Origin of the sequence: Mycobacterium aquaticum, from assembly GCF_002086485.1 — a bacterium.
Taxonomy (GTDB): domain Bacteria; phylum Actinomycetota; class Actinomycetes; order Mycobacteriales; family Mycobacteriaceae; genus Mycobacterium; species Mycobacterium aquaticum.
Window position 1 is genome coordinate 28973 of the sequence record NZ_MVHF01000006.1, and the last position, 15544, is coordinate 44516.

13 protein-coding genes are annotated in these 15544 nt (G+C 62.4%); 5 read left to right on the plus strand and 8 right to left on the minus strand.

All coding sequences use genetic code 11. The features are described 5' to 3' along the window. The first annotated feature begins 165 nt into the window (after positions 1-165). On the plus strand, positions 166-819 hold the full coding sequence (locus BST13_RS08435) for a nitroreductase (protein WP_083162580.1): 654 nt from the start codon (positions 166-168) through the stop codon (positions 817-819). 361 nt (positions 820-1180) lie between these two features. Here the strand turns inward: BST13_RS08435 and BST13_RS08440 are convergent, their stop codons facing one another. The 8 genes from BST13_RS08440 to BST13_RS08475 form a co-directional block, all read right to left on the minus strand. Continuing rightward, positions 1181-1918 carry an amino acid ABC transporter ATP-binding protein gene (locus BST13_RS08440; protein ID WP_342744282.1) on the minus strand — a complete coding sequence of 246 codons (738 nt, stop codon included), beginning with the start codon at positions 1916-1918 and terminating at the stop codon, positions 1181-1183. Positions 1919-1970: 52 nt separating this feature from the next. After that, a complete protein-coding gene (gene ehuD / locus BST13_RS08445; protein ID WP_083162584.1) occupies positions 1971-2621 on the minus strand; it encodes an ectoine/hydroxyectoine ABC transporter permease subunit EhuD in 651 nt (216 codons plus the stop codon). After that, entirely contained in the window at positions 2618-3301 is a 684-nt protein-coding gene (gene ehuC, locus BST13_RS08450) for an ectoine/hydroxyectoine ABC transporter permease subunit EhuC (protein ID WP_211296038.1), read from the minus strand. Before ehuC ends, ehuD begins: the two co-directional genes overlap by 4 nt. Positions 3302-3338: 37 nt before the next feature. After that, the gene (locus BST13_RS08455; RefSeq protein ID WP_083162586.1) at positions 3339-4223 is read right to left on the minus strand and encodes a transporter substrate-binding domain-containing protein; all 885 of its coding nucleotides are present in this window, start codon (positions 4221-4223) and stop codon (positions 3339-3341) included. A 670-nt stretch (positions 4224-4893) separates the two neighbouring features. Next, entirely contained in the window at positions 4894-6507 is a 1614-nt protein-coding gene (locus BST13_RS08460; RefSeq protein ID WP_083162895.1) for an N-acyl-D-amino-acid deacylase family protein, read from the minus strand. 8 nt (positions 6508-6515) lie between these two features. Beyond that, a complete protein-coding gene (locus BST13_RS08465; protein WP_245839444.1) occupies positions 6516-7799 on the minus strand; it encodes a type III PLP-dependent enzyme domain-containing protein in 1284 nt (427 codons plus the stop codon). A 493-nt stretch (positions 7800-8292) separates the two neighbouring features. Continuing rightward, a complete protein-coding gene (locus BST13_RS08470; protein WP_158087122.1) occupies positions 8293-9072 on the minus strand; it encodes an SDR family NAD(P)-dependent oxidoreductase in 780 nt (259 codons plus the stop codon). Between the two features lie 229 nt (positions 9073-9301). Continuing rightward, positions 9302-10834, minus strand: coding sequence for an APC family permease (locus tag BST13_RS08475; RefSeq protein ID WP_211296039.1), 1533 nt, complete (start codon positions 10832-10834; stop codon positions 9302-9304). Positions 10835-11199: 365 nt separating this feature from the next. Between BST13_RS08475 and BST13_RS08480 the strand changes: the two genes are divergently transcribed. The 4 genes from BST13_RS08480 (at position 11200) to BST13_RS08495 (ending at position 15325) form a co-directional block, all read left to right on the plus strand. Next, positions 11200-12024 carry an IclR family transcriptional regulator gene (locus BST13_RS08480; RefSeq protein WP_083162590.1) on the plus strand — a complete coding sequence of 275 codons (825 nt, stop codon included), beginning with the start codon at positions 11200-11202 and terminating at the stop codon, positions 12022-12024. Positions 12025-12251: 227 nt separating this feature from the next. Next, the gene (locus BST13_RS08485; protein ID WP_083162592.1) at positions 12252-13151 is read left to right on the plus strand and encodes an SMP-30/gluconolactonase/LRE family protein; all 900 of its coding nucleotides are present in this window, start codon (positions 12252-12254) and stop codon (positions 13149-13151) included. Positions 13152-13233: 82 nt separating this feature from the next. Beyond that, positions 13234-14334 (plus strand): aldose epimerase family protein, encoded by a 1101-nt coding sequence (locus BST13_RS08490; protein WP_211296040.1) that lies wholly within the window; start codon positions 13234-13236, stop codon positions 14332-14334. Positions 14335-14848: 514 nt separating this feature from the next. Then, positions 14849-15325, plus strand: a complete 477-nt coding sequence (locus BST13_RS08495; RefSeq protein ID WP_158087124.1) for a mycothiol transferase — start codon at positions 14849-14851, stop codon at positions 15323-15325. Positions 15326-15544 lie beyond the last annotated feature (219 nt).

Consider the following 15544-nt stretch of genomic DNA (forward strand, 5'->3'; position numbering starts at 1 on the left):
GACATTTGCGCCGAGTATTGCGGTCAATATGTGAACTGTCCCGAGACACCACAGGTCAATATGTGACCGCAATCTCGGCGTTGCCGTTTGACCGGCACATAGCGTTTCTCGGAACGCGGAAAATGGCTACTTAGTAGCCGAGCAGGACCGATACCGTTCTGAGCTATGCATGACCTCGAGGCAGCGATCCTGGCGCGGCACTCCACCCGACTGTTCCGGCCGAACAAACCCGTTCCTCGGCAGTTGGTCGACGAAGCCCTCGGCCTCGCCATCCACGCGCCCTCGAACTCCAACGTCCAGCCCTGGCAGGTCGTGCTCACCAAGGGCCCCGCGCGGGATCGGCTCGTCAAGGCGCTGTTGGCCGAAGCGCAGGCGACCGACCCACAGATTCCTCCGCTGCCCGCACAGTTCGAGCACTACCGGCGCGACGTCGGCGCGTTGGTGTACGGCGCGATGGGCATCGCCCGCGACAACGCCGAGGCCAGACGCCTTGCGGTGCTACGCAACTGGGAATTCTTCGGCGCGCCACTGGCCGGCGTCGTGTGTATGCACCGCGAGCTGGGCCATGCCGACAGTCTCGGGGTGGGCATGTTCCTGCAGACGTTCCTGCTGGCGCTCACCGCACGGGGCCTGGACAGCTGCATTCAGGTGTCCATCGCCGGCTATCCCAAGATCGTGCGCGAGCAACTGGGGATCAGCGAGGACATGCGCATCCTGTGCGGGATCGCGGTGGGATACGGCGTCAAGGGTTTTCCTGCCAACACCGTTCGTTCGCCGCGAAATCTGGTCAGCGACAACGTCTCATTTCTCGAAGACTGATGAGGGTCGTGGTTCGCCTTGCGCCGGGGTGCGGGCCCGCGCTGCCTTGTCGATGAACCAAGAGTTCATCGCTGCGTTCTCCTCGAATTGTCAGTCTGACGGCTTTCGGCCGGCCCGATGCAAAGGGTGCGACACGTGATAGTCCTTTCTTGTTGAATATTCTTCTTTTGCAACCGATCCGGCTACGGTCGTCACCGGTCACCACCTCGGGCAAGCGCCGTCCACGGCCGTTGTCATGAACTCGCCATCAGCAACGCACGGGCGACCGGTCGTCTCGGTGGCGGTGCGTCCCTAGTTTTGCGCGCCGGCCTTAGCCAGAAAGGATCGACAGGCAGAAGCGGGTATCTCGATGACCTCATATCTAGTGCGACAGCACCGCTTTCAGAAAAGTTCTGGTCCTCTCCTCGCGGGGGTCGGACAGCACTGTCTGGGGTTGGCCGATCTCGACCACGGCTCCCTGGTCGAAGAACGCCACCCGGTCGGCGACTTCGCGCGCGAAACTCATCTCGTGTGTGACGATCAGCATCGTGGTGCTTGTATTCTGAGCGACCGTGCGCACGACGTTGAGGACCTCGCCGACGAGTTCGGGGTCCAGCGCCGAGGTGATCTCATCGAGGAGCATGATCGCCGGCGATGTCGCCAGCGCACGCGCGATCGCGACCCGCTGCTGCTGGCCCCCCGACAGCTGCCCGGGATACGCGTCGGACTTCTGCGACATGCCGACCATGTCTAGATGCTCCATCGCCCGTTGTCGGGCGTCGCCCTTGGACAGGCCCATCACGGTGCGTGGTGCGACGCTGACATTCTCCAGTGCGGTCATGTGCGGGAACAGGTTGAAGTGCTGGAACACGAAACCGACCTTCGCCCGAATCAGGCGCTGGCGCAGCTTGTCCTGCCGAGTTCGCAGTCCCGCCTCCGGCCATACCGGGGCGCCGTCGACGTACACGGCACCCGAGGTGGGCGCTTCGAGCGTCATGAGCATCCGCAGGATTGTGCTCTTGCCCGACCCGCTCGGCCCGATGACGGCGAGTCGTTCGCCGGGCCTGACATCGAGACTCAGATCGCGCAGGACGCGATTGTCGCCGAAGTTCTTGCACACATGGTCAAATCGGATGAAGCCTGTGTCTTGGCCTCGCGGTGCGGGCGGCGTCTCAAAGAGCAAGGCGATTCTCCAGTCGTCGAAGGGCGAGGGCAGCGGTCAAACTCAGTACCAGGAAGATGATCCCCACCATCGTGAACGGCTCCAGGTACCGATAATGCTCGTCGGCGAATAGCTTCGCTTCAGTCATCATCTCGGCAACAGTGATGGCGGACAACAACGGCGTTTCCTTGAACATGCCGATCGTGTAGTTGCCCATCGCGGGCAGCACCGAGCGAACGACTTGCGGCAGAACGACCTTGAACCAAGTGACGCGAGTCGACAAGCCGAGGGCGGTGCACGCCTCCCACTGCCCGGCGGGCAACCCGTCGAGTCCCGATCGGTACACCTCGCTGAGGTAGGTGCTGTAGTGAATGCCGAGTGCAAGCACTCCAACGACCCAGGCTGACAGCATGATTCCGTAGTGCGGGAGCACGTAATAGAGGAAGAAGAGCTGCACCAGAAGTGGTGTGCCACGGATGAACTCGACAGTGAACTTGATGGGCAGCGCGACGGCGGGATGCGGCGATCGACGCAGAACAGCGACCATCGCACCCAGGACCATCGCGAGCACGCTTCCGGCCACCGTCGCCAGCACGGTGATCCACAGACCCTTGACCAGATATGGAAAGGCTTGCTGCGCAACAGCCCAGTCCCACGTCATTGCGCAGCCGCCATGTCGACACTGCGGAGCTTGAGCACCCGCTTGTGCCGCGACAGCCGACGCTCAACGAGCTTGAAGCCACCGCTGATCAGCAGCGAGAGCCCGAAGTAAACGAGCAGGAGCGCGGTGTAGGTCACGGTCACCTCCCCTGTAGCGATCTGCAACCTTCGCGCCTCGAACGACACGTCAGCGACCGAGATGAGCGACACGAGAGCTGTTCCCTTGAGGAGTTCGATCATCAGGTTTCCCGCAGGCGGAATCATCGCGAGGCCGGCCTGAGGCAGTGTGACCAGCCGAAGATGCTGCCAACGCGACAGGTTCAGCGCGACGGCGGCCTCGTGCTGACCTTGGGGCACAGCCTTGACCGCGCCCCGAACGACCTCCGAGCCGTACGCGCTCACGTTAAGGCCGAGAACCAGCACGGCGGCGGCTGTCGGCGTTAACGAGAGGCCGAACAACGGAAGCACGAAGTACGCCCAGAAGAGTTGCACCAGAGCCGATGTCCCCCGGAACACTTCGACGTAGACGGTGCTGGTCCACCGAATAAACCGGTAACGCGACTGCCGGGCGAACCCGGCCACCAACGCCACGACCGCGCCGAGGAGTCCCGCCATGATCGTCAGCCGAAACGTGGTGACCGCCGCGGGCAACATCACCTCGATGAGTCGAACGATCTCCAAAGGTCTGCGCCCTCCCGTTTCGTTGCCCGGCCCCGCCTCAGGACTCGGCGCAGACCTGTGCGGCCGTCTTCTTCCCTGCGTCCACAATCTGCGCTTCGGTAACCCCATAGGGTGCGACGATCTTCGTCAGCTCACCGGAATCACGCAGTTTCGCCAAGGCGACGTTGAAGGCCTCGACGACCTTCGTCTCACCCTTGGGGAACATCAGAGCGTTCTCGACAGTCGCCGGTTTCCCCTTCACCACGGGCACGAAGGGATCGGTCAGCTTCAGATCCTGCATACCCGCAGTCGTCTTGAAAATATGCGTGAGCGTTATGGAATCAACCATCACCACGTCGACGCGACCGCCTTTGAGTGCCTCGACCGCGCTGGTCACATCGGGGTACTGCGCTATGCGTGATACCGGGACTCCACCAGCGGTGACCAGATTTAGCTCGAAGGAGCCCTGCACCAACCCAAGCTGCAGATTGGGGTTTGCAACCAACGAATCGATATTCGTGAGCTTGACGATGACGTTGGGCGAGTACGCCATGGCCGACGTGACGAGCATCAGGGGGTCGCTGAACGCCACCTGCTTGCACCGTTCCGGGGTCATGTAGAAGCTCGAACCGACGAGGTTGTACCGGTTCGCCACCACGCCTGGGATGACTCCGGCAATGTCGCTGGCGCTTTCGCTATCCACAGCCGCGCCCATGCTTTTGAGTATCGCGTGCACCGCGTCCGCGGAGATGCCGGTCCATTTGCCGTTCTCCTCATAGGAGTCCGGCCGTGACTCGACGTAGACGATCTTGGCCTTGAACTCGTCGGGCGTGCTGCTCTTGGCGTCTGTTCCGCATGCAGTCAGCCCGCCGATGAGACCGACCGCGAGCGCCGATGCGGCGGTGGTCCAGGCGATACGTGCGCAACGGGTGGATGGAGTCATGCTTAATTGCCCCTTGACTTCCCGGAACCGGATGCTTGTGTTCCAGCCATTGGAATAGTTTTTCGACGACTGCCGAAACGCTGATGGGATGCCTGATGGCTCAGAGCACGCCGTGGGTCTCGAAAGGCTTCGCACAGCCGGGAGTGGTCACCTGCGTCGGCCAACTCCACACAGATGTTTTACTGACTGATACTTATATTTCATATCGTAGCCGCGGTCGGATCCCGTCGTCAACGGAGCTAGAACAGCCAGATGTGCCTGTTCGGTCCGGCGGTTGCAATCGCTCTCGCCGACGCACTGCCGTGCAGTTTCATTATTTGCATCTGCCAGACATGCACGACTCGATCGACAGCGTGAGCCTTCGCCAGGGCCGAAGCGCTGCCGAAGTCATCGACGCCGCGGTACCTGCGGCCCTGGACACGCACCGCTACGTCTGACGGCACACAAGCGGTGGGCCTGTACTGGCTCGGTCTGGACTCTGCCTGTATGCACTCGCGGCACCTGGCGCTGTTGCGGCATCGGCCACCGGCCGGTCCTCGAAATGCCGCGCCGGAAGAGTCGGCAATGCCGGTCTCGACGCACACGCAGAACCGCGACGGGGTCGGGAATTGTTATGCGCGCACCACGGCGAGCTCTCTGTGCGTCGTGATGGAGGCTGTAACCGAGCCTGTCATCGCGTCAGATTTCTTGTGGTGTCCATGCGTAGGGCGCGGCCGGCAAGAGTCCCCGTCGGGCGACCATCCTCGATTGCGCATCGGCCGTTGACGATCACGTGACTGATTCCCTTCGCCTGCCGCTTGGGTTCGTCGAAGGTGGCGGTATCAGCGACGGTAGCGGGGTCGAACAGCACGAGGTCGGCAGCGTACCCGCGGCGGACGAGCCCCCGGTCGGCGAGCCTGAGCCGTTGTGCAGCACGGCCGGTCAGATGGTGCACGCAGTCCTCCAAGTCCATCAAACCCGCCTCGCGGGTGTAGTGGCCCAGGTAGCGGGGAAACGTGCCCCATGCCCGCGGGTGCGGTCGTTCGCCCACCAGAATGGCGTCGCTGCCGCCAGTATGCTTTGGGTGCAGCATGATGGCACGCACGTTCTCCTCATGGCCGACGTGCATCAGGATGGTCGTGGCCATGTTGTCACGCTGCAGCAGCTCGAAGAACACCTCCACAGGCGCGACTGCGCGCCTTGCCGCGATCGCGGCGATCGTCGACCCCACGCATTCATCGAGTCTGACGTCGCCGACACCACCGATCTGGATGGCGTCCCAGTCCACGGCGACGCCGTGACACCCATCGGAGCCGGTCACGTTGACATCCCTCGCGATTCGCGCCCGGTCCACCGGATCGGCCAGCCGTTGCAGTGCCGCATCGGGACCACCCGACATGGCCCAGCTGGGCAGCAGCGCCGAAAGGGTAGTCGAGCCCGCCAGATACGGGTAAGTGTCCAGAGTGATATCACAACCGTCGGCGAGACCAGCATCGATCATGTCGAGCAATTCCTGCGCCCGGCCCCGGTTGACCCTGAAGTTCATCGTCGCGTGTGTCAGGTGCAGCGCAACACCGGTGGTTCGGGCAAGCGCGATCATCTCGGCATAAGCCTCGAGCGCACCTGCGCCGTAGGACCGGGTGTGCGGAGCATAGAAGCCGCCGACCTCTGCCACCACCTCGCACAGCGCGGCGAGTTCGGCGGTGTCCGCGTACATCCCGGGTGTGTAAGTCAGCCCGCTGGACATGCCGACGGCTCCTTCGCTGAGCGCCTGCGCCAAAAGATCCCGCATGCAGTGGATCTCGCTCGCCGTGGCAGGCCGCTGCTCGGCACCCACGGCGAGCAGCCGCAGAGTGCCCTGCGGCGCCAGGTAGGCGGCATTAGGGGTGATGCCTCGGTCGAGCCTGTCGAGGTAGCCGGCGACGCTGCGCCAGGAGAAGTCGAAATCGTCGGGATTGCCGTTCCACCCGGCGATCTGCCTGCGCACGATGCTCAGCGCGGCATCGTCGATCGGGGCATATGAAACGCCGTCCTGGCCTATCACCTCTGTGGTCACACCCTGGCTGATCTTCGGGAAGTGTCCTGGTTCGGTCAGCAGATGAAGGTCGGAATGCGCGTGCATATCGATGAATCCCGGAGCAAGCACCCAGCCCAGCGGTGGCTTGATAATTTTCCTGGCAACCACAACCGTTCCCGGAGCGGTGATTTCGGTGATCACCCCGCCCTCGACGAGTACGTCTGCGCGGTATCGGGCTGCGCCGGTGCCGTCGATCACGTCGACGTCGCGTATCAAGAGATCAGGCATGGCGCCCATTAGAAGAAAGTGTGGATGACATCGACGATGCGTGGGTTCGGCGCGTCGGCATCGTCGATGACGGGGATCAGCCGCCATTTATCAAAGGCGCCGCATGGATCCGAGAGTCCCAGCCTCATCGTGGTGCCGATCCCGACGGCGTCAACGGCGTCGGCGGGTAGCTGCACATAGGTGTGCTGGGAGTCGAGGGTGGTTACGATGGCGTCGGAAAGAGCTCCCGAGTCGGTCCCCACTATCCGTTGCGGCACAGGCAGTCCCTCATCGAACGGGAGATCTCGCTTGCCCGCGTCGAGCAGCGCCAGGCCCGGCTCGGGCCGCGACACCGTACTCGCCCACACGTGCATGGCCGAGCGCAGCGGGCGCTCGGCACGCCCGGACGCTAGCGGTGAGATACCTGCGTAGAACCCGTCATCGTGGATGACGTATGCGCCGCACCGCAACACCAGCGACGTATTCGATTGGCGGGCAACGCCTGCGAGCCGGTCGACGACGATGTCCTGGAATGCGCTGCCGCCTGCCGTCACGATCGGGTCCGTCTCGTAGACCCCGTCAGCGGTGATCCGGTTGTGTAGTTCGGCCAGCCGATCGAGGTAGCCACAGACCGCGGCCAGCCCGGCGGGACCACGGTCGTGACTGAGCGAGCCTTCATAGCCGCCCACCCCCGCGAGTGTCAACCGCGCGGAACGCCGGACCGCGGACGCGACCGCCAGCGCCGGTACAGCCGAACGTGCACCGGTGCGCCCGCCCACGGCGCCGAGCTCGACAATCACCCGGATGCGGCGTTGAGACCCATTGGATTCCAGCGCGCGGTCCATCAGCTCGACGGTCTGTACATCATCGGCCCAGCAGTAGAATTCAAACGACGGATCCGCGTGCAGTTCCGCCGCGAGCCACGCCAACGTCATCGGGTTGACGACGGCGTTCGCCAGCATGATCCTGGCCACCCCGAACGCCCGGGCCAGTTGCACCTGCCATGGAGTTCCGACCGTGATCCCCCATGCTCCGGCATCGAGCTGGCGAGCCCAGATCTGCGGCGCCATCGTCGTCTTACCGTGCGGCGCCAGTGAAACACCCGCCGTTTCGGCCCATCCGGCCTCCACGGCCACGTTCGACGCAAGTGCCCTGCGGTCGACAGTGAGTACGGGGGTGGACATGTGATCGAGCGTGGATTCGCACAACAGGAAGTCGCGAACGGTTGTGCCCCACGCATCAGGGGGAAAGCCCTTGTGCTGCGGACCGAGCACGGTGTCATCGAGCGCGGAAAGCGCCTTCCTGTCGATCACCTCGCCTGCCTTTCTTTCCGAATTTGGCAACAGATATCGCGTTGTGTAGTAACCGCCCCTATTCAGCACGCGACACTGTCGGCGAAACCACCTACGCATCACCGTTACTGCGCTGCCTGACATCACGCAAGCTGCGGTCGGCCGACTGCAACCTCGCCTGATCGAGCAGATCACGGCAGCCCATACCCGGTCACTGATCGCTGTAAGGACGCCCGCGTGCTGTCGCGAACCAATACTCACCCGATCGAACCTCGTTGGCGCAGATAGGCGCGGTGACCGTACGGCCGATCGATGCCCGCATCGCCAGCGGGGCATCCCGCACCGGACATTGTCGACCGGTCACCACGCCGAACGATGAAAAGCATTACCTGGCAGGCGAATTTACCTCCTCACGCCGCCGCAGCGATCAATCGAAATCCTCGACGGTTAGCGTGACATCAACGTTGACTGTGCCTCATTGACATCAACAGCCCTGCCCGTCGGCTGACAGGCGTTAGTCGCTGTCGCCAAACTGACGCGAGAGAAGTCCTCCGTCGACTACGACAGTAGTACCGGCAACGTGGGCCGCCTCGTCGGATGCGACGAAGGCGTATACGTTGGCGATCTCTTCCAGCGTCGCCATCCTGCCGATTGGGACACGTGCGTGTACTGATTTCAGGGGTGCATCGCCGACGTCGGCGCCGCCCTCAGCTGCAAGATCGGTAGGGGCCAGGCCAGGAGCAACGCCGGCGACCCGAATGCCCAGAGGTGCAAGGTCGAGTGCCATCGCCTGAGTCAGCATGACCACCGCACCCTTGGATGCATCGTAAGTCGACGAATTCCTTTCGGCGACGAATCCGTTTGTGGAAGACCCGTTGATGATGACGCCGCCTCGTCCGTGTTCAATCATTTTCCGCGCAGCGGCTTGCCCAATTAAAAATGGAGCCCGAGCGTTGACTGCGATCGTCAGGTCCCAGTCGGACAGAGTTTGCTTGAGGAAATGTTTGAGGCGGATGATTCCAGCGTTGTTAACCACAATATCAAGCCCGCCGAGCGCAGCGTCTGCCTCTTCTACACCTCTCTGACACTCTTCCGGCAGAGACAAATCCGCGACCACGGGATGCACGTCGCCTAGCGGCGCAAGCTCACTGGCCGTTAGTGATACGCGGTCCGCTACGACATCCAAGACAGCGATGCGCGCGCCTTCCAGGAGGAACTTCTGTGCGATCGCTTTACCGATACCGCGCCCGCCGCCGGTTATCAGAGCGGATTTGTTGGCCAGACGTCCTGTCACTATTACTTCTTCCTTTCAACCGCGACCGAGGTAGTCGCTCTACGCTCTGTCATGCCTCGTCTTGAACTCTTGAGGCCCAGCGTTCTGATGTATCAGTTGCCACAATTGAAACGATCCTTCATTCAAATTGCGGTAATCCACGGTGTGGACATCGGCGATGATCGTGACGGCTCGGCGTGCGCTGCACTGTGGCCAGGATGCGCCCGCTCACGCCTGGTGGCATGCCGGATCACAGGGAGGTCGTCCCGGCACCTAGCTCACTGCGGCCAGAACCAGCCGAAGCCGCCGCCTCGGCGATCATCTGAGCCTCGAGGAATTCCTCGTGTATCTCTTTGGGGCCGAACGGCCAGGTGTGCTCGGCCGCGGCCCAGACCAGGTAGGCGACGACACCCAGGGCAATCCAGGCTAACGACCATTCGATGGGATGCACCCCTGGCGACGCTTTGTCGGCGAATCCGTACACGATGCCCCAGGCGACGAGCGCGATGATGCTCGGCAGAGGGTACAGCCACATCTTGTACGGGCGCTTGAGCTGGGGCTGGCGTCGGCGGAGCACTGTGAGTGCCGCGATCTGGGCGGCTGCCTGCACAATGACCATCACAGTGGTCAGCAAGCCGATGAGCACGGTCAGCGGCGGGGTCGTCGAACTGTCGCCAAGATGGCGACTCACAATGAAACCAAACGCGGTGATCGCAACCATCGTCACCAAACTGAACTGGGGAAAGCGGCCTTTGCGGTTCAGACGCGCGTACCGGCTGAAGAACAACCGGTCGTTCGCAGCGTCATAGGGCACCCTCGACCCGCCGAGCAGTCCAGTAAGCACTGAGGCGAACGAAGCTATCAGGATCAGAACGGTAACTATGCTGGCAGCCGTTTTGCCCCACGCTTGCTGTAGGACGACCGCGGCCACCGACTGCGACGCGGGGTTGTTCGGGTCGATCATGTCGCGCCACGGGACGACGCCGAGAATACCGATCTGCATCAATAAGTAGATGGCCATCACGCAGATAACGGAGTAGAGGATGCTGCGCGGCAGCACCCTTCCGGGGTCCTTTACTTCGGCCCCCAAGTAGGAGCTGGTGTTGTAGCCGAGGTAGTCGTAGATACCGACGATCAGGCCGAGCCCGAGACCGGCCCAAAAGCTACTACTGCCCAGCGAGAATGCATGCACGGGATAGGCGAACGCGAGGCTGCTGTGGAAGTGGGAGAACGCGGCGACGATCACAGATAGCACACTGACGATCATCACGGACCACAGCACCACGGTCAGCTTGCCAATCGACTCGATCCGACGCCAGAGCAGCACTGCCACGGCCACGCACATGGCCAAGCCGACGATATCGCCGTCGGTTTGCGTCATCGAAGGCCATAGATAAGTGAGATACTGAACGAAACCTGTTACGCCAGTGGACATAATGAGTGGGATAAACACGATCGCGGTCCACACGAACATGAACGGCATCAGCCGGCCGGTCCGGTATTGAAACGCTTCGCGCAGGTAGACGTAAGTGCCACCGGCGCCGGGCATCGCAGCCCCAAGTTCCGCCCAGACCAGGCCGTCGCAGATCGCGAGGATCGCACCCACGATCCAGCCAAGAATCGCCTGTGGCCCGCCGAACACGCCGACCATGAGCGGAATCGTGATGAACGGTCCGGTACCGACCATTTGGCTCATGTTGATCGCGGTCGCCTGCAGGATGCCGATCCTGCGGGCGAAACCACGGACAGCGGTCGGTTCGGACGTCTCATTGTTGATAGTCACCGGGCATCCTCCGAGGCTGGTGCCCGCCGTTCATTTGTTGCGACGTGCGTTGTGCAGTTGGTCATCATTGACACCCTTTGTCGCTTTCTCGCCCTAGCTACTCCGCTAGCACCGGCGCAACGTGACCACCAGCACGGCATTTCACTAGATGATTCGCTCGTTTTAAGTAAATTAGGTTGGATCGTCGTTCGTTGTCAACCCTGGCGGCCGACCGATCGAAATGCCCCGCGGCCGGAAGGACCCTCGGCGCCCAGGGCGCAGCACTTCCACGCGCTGGCCGCGACAAGCCCCAGCGAGAAGGGGCCGCTCGACTGGACTCTGCTATATTGAAACGATCCAGTTCGCCAGCCAAAATGGAGTGAATCTTGCCTTCGGATCCTGAGGAATCGGGAGACGATTCCTCCTTAAGTGAGGCGTCAGAGCCCGTCGGCCGCGGCCGGGATTACTCTGTCCGTGCAGTCGAGCGGGTCTGCTCTATTCTCGACCTACTGCAAGAGTCGGTCGATGGCATCACGTTGATCGACGTCAGCAACGCGACCGGCTTGCCGAAGGCCTCCGCTTTCCGCTACATGTGGACGCTGGAAGCCCGCCGGTATATCGAGCGTGAGCCCGCTTCGGGGCGTTTCCGGTTGGGCTTAGCCTTCGCGTCGATGCAGTCCCGACAGCTGGAGGTTCTCCGCGAGCGGTCCCGTCCGTGGCTGGAACAGTTGCGCGACGAATTCGGTGAGACCACCAACCTGGGCATACTCGACGGAGACGCGGTCATCTACATCGACGTCGTTGAGAGTCGTCGCGGCGTACGTCTGGCGGCAGCTCGCGGGAGCAAGGACTCGCTGCACTCAACTGCGCTGGGAAAGGCCATCGCCGCGCACCTTCCGGAATCTCGTGTGCGCGAGATTTTGCAGAGAAGTGGCATGCCGCAGCTAACAGTGAACACACTCGCGAGCGTGGACGCCTACCTGGCAGATTTGGCATGGGTCCGACATGCGGGCTATGCCGTGGACAACGGCGAAAACGAGGTAGACGGCCGCTGCGTGGCAGTGCCGCTGCTCGGTAGCGGATTGCCCGCGGCATTGTCCGTCAGCGCTCCCTCAGCCCGCTTCCCCGTCCAGCAGGTCGAAACGGTAGCAAAGGCATTGCAAGACGCCGCGGCTAATATCGCAACTAGCCCGCCGCCCGAGCAGTCCTGACCTATAGGCGCAGTGCGGAGGCAACGCCAGGCACTGCGCCGTTCGGTTACCCGCTGCGCTGCCTGCGACGCTCCAGCCAGGCAGAACCCGTGCGCCTGATTGTTTCAAAGAGCCCGTTCTCTGCAGAACGATCGACAACCCGAACCCTCGCCTACGGCAGAAGCGCGGATCACAGATCGCCTCCGGCCAGCTTGATCATTTCATCTATTGAATCTACCATTTCAAATATGACTGGAACGAGGCAGGTCGAGGAGGCGGAGCCGTTAGTTCACTGTTCCGCCGTTCTCGGTGAAGCTCCACTGTGGTGCGCTGAGAGTCGGATGCTGCTCTGGCTCGACCTTGACGACCCGGCGCTGTTCACGCTCGCATGGGATGATCCGTTGTCACTGAGGCGGCAAACGTTGCCCGTCCGGGTGTCCTGCCTGGCTCGCACCCGCGATCCGCAGCTGTTCGTGGCGGCGACTGAATGCAGCTTGGCCACCATTTCGTCGAATGGCACGCTGATCCCTCACCACCGAATCGAGGAGCCGGGACTGGCTCAACTCAACGACGGCAAGTGCGACCCGCGTGGACGGTTCTGGGTCGGTTCGGCTGGCGTGCCTCGAGGCCGGACAAGCGGTCGTCTGCATCGGGTTAGCGCAAGTCAGACGGATGTCGTCATCGAGGGGGGCCTCGGCATGTCGAACGGCCTAGCGTGGAGCAGCGACGAAAAGCACTTCTTCCACGTCGATAGCCTCGCAGGCACTATCTGGTCCTGGTCATTCGATGCAACAACCGGCCTCATTCGGAACCGTCGCGTGTTCGCATCGATTGATCCGGCGCAGGGTCTCTTCGACGGCCTGGCCGCTGACGACGAAGGCGGCGTGTGGGTCGCTGTGTGGGGTGCCGGTGAGGTACGCCGTTACGATTCCGCCGGTCGGCTCGATCGAATCATCGAGATCCCGACCGCCGAGGTGAGCAGCGTGGCCTTCGCAGGGCCTGACCTCGACACCCTCTGCATTACGTCGGCGGGTGGGGACGGCGGCGAGCCGCGGGCCCGCACCGGCGACGAACTGGCCGGTGGGCTGTTCGTTTACAAGCCGGGCGTGTCCGGTGTTCCTGTCGCGGCCTTCGAGAGCCAGTTGTGACGGCCCGTGGCGTGCTCCACCGTAGATGCTGGGGTAGTTCCGCTTGTCTGGTTCAGGGCCCACGGTGAGAGGCATGAGGGCTATGCCCACCGTCCGCGAAGAGGTGATCGGTGACCTTGACGGCGTAGCCATCCGGCGATTTTCTCTTGCCAACTCCCGCGGCATGAGGGTACAGGTCTTGAACTACGGCGGTATCGTGCAGACTGTCGAGTTCCCCGACCGCGACGGCAACCTCTCCAACATCGTGCTGGGCTTCCGGACCTTCGAGGAGTACCGGCGCCTCAACCCCGCCCCTAATCCCCACAACCCCGAGGGCGCCAACGTGTACTTCGGAGCCTTGATCGGCCGGTACGCGAACCCACTCGCCGGCGGCAGGTTCATCCTTCGAGGCCGCGTTGTCGAGGTACCGCTGAACACTGCATGGCACGCGCTCCACGGCGGCGCCGTGGGATTTGACCAGGCGGTGTGGGACAGCGCCGTGATCTCTGACAATGCTGGTGTTGGCGTGCGGCTCGCGCACAGCAGCCCGCACGGCGAGATGGGCTTCCCCGGAAAGCTTGACGTTGTCGCCGGCTACGTCCTCGACGAGGCCTGCAGGCTTACCCTGACGTTGGAGGCCACCACGAACGCGCCGACCGTACTGAACCTCACCAGTCACATTTACTGGAATTTGGCCGGTGAAGGATCCGGATCCTGCTACAACCAACTGCTTTCTATCAACGCCGATCACTTTCTACCCGTTGACAGTCAGGAGGCTCCGACAGGGGAGATCAGGCCGGTTGCCGACACCGTTTTCGACTTCAGTGAACCCGTGCCGATCGGCGAACGTATTCGGGTGCCCGATGAGCAGTTGCTCATCGGGCACGGATATGACCACAACTGGGTGCTGCGACAGACTGATCCGCCGTCCGTGATTCAAGCCGCTCGAGTCATTGATCCGTCCAGCGGTCGCTCCCTGACCATTCGGACAACTCAACCGGGCCTCCAGTTCTACACAGGCAACATGCTGCAGGGCACACTGGCGGGCAGTGGCGGCAGCCTATACCGGCAGGGCGACGGATTCGCGCTCGAAACACAGCACTACCCGGACTCTCCAAATCATCCGACTTTTCCCACCACCGAGCTCGATCCGGGCGATATCTACCGGCATATCACGGTCTTTGAGCTCACGAACGACGACTGAGTACGTGTTCGCCGATCTTCAGCTCGCCGCAACCCGCCACTACTAGAACAGCGCCCGGCTGGCTTGAGTCCCTCAGCGTGACTGGCGCGTCGGGTAAGACAGCCGTCGGTTGTGGCGCATGGCCGGTGCCGGGGTTCGACGACTTGGACCGCCCACTCCCCCGGATAGCACGCTGCAACCGATACGCAGATTGGACGAATTCGGACGGGGCGTCACAAGTCGAGAGGTCTATCCGGGGGTCAACTTGGCATGTATCGCTGTTCCCCGTCAGAAAACAGAACTGTCTCGGGAACCGTTGCAGTTCTTGGTGTTTACGATTACATATCGAATGGTATCGGCTCGGACAGCCGCAACATGCGGCAGGCATGCCCGTTGTTGTTAGCAACGTCGTGGCCTCCTAGAGCTGCGATTTGCCTTCGGCTAGCGGCGATTTGCAGATCTGTGCCAGGCTCAATCCCGATGAATTCGGGCAGTTCGACAGGTCTGTGTATACATGGAACGCGAACGAGATCTTATGCACGAGCACCTGCGCACCACCCGCCACCATGTGCTGGGTACTGTCACTGGCCTCGACGACCAGGCGCTGAGGCAACCCGTGCTGCCGACGGGATGGACCTGCCTTTCAATGCTGAGCCATCTGACCCACGATGTGGAGAATTTCTGGTTCCGCGCGGTCGTTGCGGCCGAGCCACGCACGGTTGCCCACTATGAGCGCCAGCCTCTAGCTGGATGGCACGTTGGCACCGACGCCGATGCCCTCGCAGTCATCGACGGCTACCGACGCGCATGCGATGCGGCGGACGCCGTCATCGAGGTGACATCGCCTACGACGAGTCCGCGTTGGTGGCCGGCGGAGCAGTTCGGGGACTGGAGACTGCCTGATTTCCGCGCGGTCATGCTGCACGTCATCATTGAGACCGCTACCCATGCGGGGCATCTCGATGCAGCGCGCGAACTCCTGGACGGCGGCACCTGGCTCATCCTCGAATGACTCGCCACAGTGAAAATCGTGTCGGCTCACATTTGCGTTTACTCAGCCCCAGCGACTCAGAGATTCTTGGCAAGGTCGCAAGTTGTGGATGGCCGCCGAGCCGCCGCTTACAATTCTGATACTCGGCCAGCTGGACTGTGCGCCATGGCAATACGGGCTCGCGTTCGCAGTACCGTGCCTCGGCAGGCTCATAGGATCACGGGTTGCTGGGCGTGGCGT

Coding starts and splice junctions, on each gene's coding strand:
- BST13_RS08435 (WP_083162580.1), top strand. CDS start 166: ATGCATGACCTCGAGGCAGCGATCCTGGCGCGGCACTCCACCCGACTG.
- ehuD (WP_083162584.1), bottom strand. CDS start 2,621: ATGACGTGGGACTGGGCTGTTGCGCAGCAAGCCTTTCCATATCTGGTC.
- BST13_RS08455 (WP_083162586.1), bottom strand. CDS start 4,223: ATGACTCCATCCACCCGTTGCGCACGTATCGCCTGGACCACCGCCGCA.
- BST13_RS08460 (WP_083162895.1), bottom strand. CDS start 6,507: ATGCCTGATCTCTTGATACGCGACGTCGACGTGATCGACGGCACCGGC.
- BST13_RS08485 (WP_083162592.1), top strand. CDS start 12,252: ATGACTGGAACGAGGCAGGTCGAGGAGGCGGAGCCGTTAGTTCACTGT.
- BST13_RS08490 (WP_211296040.1), top strand. CDS start 13,234: ATGCCCACCGTCCGCGAAGAGGTGATCGGTGACCTTGACGGCGTAGCC.
- BST13_RS08495 (WP_158087124.1), top strand. CDS start 14,849: ATGCACGAGCACCTGCGCACCACCCGCCACCATGTGCTGGGTACTGTC.